The organism is Amycolatopsis sp. NPDC034160 (assembly GCF_055575355.1).
This window is the reverse complement of record NZ_JBVISU010000047.1, coordinates 1,661-3,834: the sequence shown is the minus strand read 5'-3', so window position 1 is coordinate 3,834 and position 2,174 is coordinate 1,661. Positions and strand designations below refer to the sequence as shown.

Genomic DNA, 2,174 nt, shown 5'->3' with positions numbered 1-2,174 from the left:
TTTGGCCCCCCTTCTCCCGAAGTTACGGGGGCATTTTGCCGAGTTCCTTAACCACAGTTCACCCGATCGCCTTAGTATTCTCTACCTGACCACCTGTGTTGGTTTGGGGTACGGGCCGTGCACGCACTCGCTAGAGGCTTTTCTCGGCAGCATAGGATCACTCTACTTCACCTCAATCGGCTACGCATCACGTCTCAGCCTCATGAAACACGGATTTACCTATGTTTCGGCCTACACGCTTACACCAGTACTACCACTCACTGGCGGAGCTACCTTCCTGCGTCACCCCATCACTCGACTACTACGGAATCAGATCCCACGCTCCACACTCGCGTATCCACCCGAAGGCTTCAACACGAGGCTTTGGGTGGTTAGTATCAACCGCCTCATCCTGGGCGCACGTGCTCGGGTACGGGAATATCAACCCGTTATCCATCGACTACGCCTGTCGGCCTCGCCTTAGGTCCCGACTTACCCTGGGCGGATTAGCCTGGCCCAGGAACCCTTGGTCATCCGGCGGCAGAGTTTCTCACTCTGCATTCGCTACTCATGCCTGCATTCTCACTCCCACACCCTCCACGACTGGCTTCCGCCGCCGCTTCCCTGGATGCAGGACGCTCCCCTACCCATCAACACGACTAGACGTCCCCGCAAAGAGACGCCGATCTATATGTGTCAATGACACAGCTTCGGCGGTGTGCTTAAGCCCCGCTACATTGTCGGCGCAGGACCACTTGACCAGTGAGCTATTACGCACTCTTTCAAGGGTGGCTGCTTCTAAGCCAACCTCCTGGTTGTCTGGGCAATCCCACATCCTTTCCCACTGAGCACACACTTGGGGGCCTTAGCTGGTGTTCTGGGCTGTTTCCCTCTCGACGACGAAGCTTATCCCCCGCCGTCTCACTGCCACACTCTCACACCACGGTATTCGGAGTTTGGTTGATTTCGGTAACCCGGTAAGGCCCCTAGACCATCCAGTAGCTCTACCCCCGTGGTGAAACATGTGACGCTGCACCTAAATGCATTTCGGGGAGAACCAGCTATCACGGAGTTTGATTGGCCTTTCACCCCTACCCACAGCTCATCCCCTCAGTTTTCAACCTAAGTGGGTTCGGCCCTCCACGTCGTCTTACCGACGCTTCAGCCTGGCCATGGGTAGATCACTCCGCTTCGGGTCTAGACCACGCGACTCAATCGCCCTATTCAGACTCGCTTTCGCTACGGCTACCCCACACGGGTTAACCTCGCCACGCAGCACTAACTCGCAGGCTCATTCTTCAAAAGGCACGCCATCACCTCAACATCACAAGGATGTGCTCGGGCTCTGACGGCTTGTAGGCACACGGTTTCAGGTACTCTTTCACTCCCCTCCCGGGGTACTTTTCATCTTTCCCTCACGGTACTAGTCCGCTATCGGTCTTCAGGAAGTATTTAGGCTTACCGGGTGGTCCCGGCAGATTCACAGCAAATTCCACGAGCTCGCTGCTACTCGGGAACACCACACAAACAATCCACAACGTGTTTTCGCGTACGGGACTCTCACCCACTCCGGTCGCCCATCCCAAGACGTTCCACTAACACGCGCGATCATTCCGAGGACTGTCAGATCCTCGACGCTGGGTCCCACAACACCACACACACAACGCCTGACAGCTTGACATGTGCATGGTTTAGCCTCTTCCGCTTTCGCTCGCCACTACTCACGGAATCACGGTTGTTTTCTCTTCCTACGGGTACTGAGATGTTTCACTTCCCCGCGTTCCCTCCACACACCCTATATATTCAGATGCGGGTAACACCACATAACTGGTGCTGGGTTTCCCCATTCGGAAATCCTCGGATCACAGCTCGGTTGACAGCTCCCCGAGGCATATCGCAGCCTCCCACGTCCTTCATCGGCTCCTGAAGCCAAGACATCCACCATGTGCCCTTAATAACTTGACCACAAAGATGCTCGCATCCACTCTACAGTTCTCAAACACCACACCAGAAACAAACTCCCGGGGCGTAAACCCCTCGGCGTGTTGCCTCAGGACCCAACAGCATGCCAGCGAACAATTCTCGACCAGACCCGACAGAACACTTTCCACGCCTCCCGGAGGAAGCAGTACTCACCCTCGCCGGCAACCTGATCGCGAACCCTAACCAGTAGTTCCACAATTCCTTGAGCAAGC

1 rRNA gene (cut by a window edge) is annotated in these 2,174 nt (G+C 55.8%); it reads right to left on the bottom strand.

The features are described from left to right. A 23S ribosomal RNA gene (locus tag ACZ54P_RS40690) occupies positions 1 to 1,944 on the bottom strand (it extends 1,258 nt beyond the left edge of the window). Positions 1,945 to 2,174 lie beyond the last annotated feature (230 nt).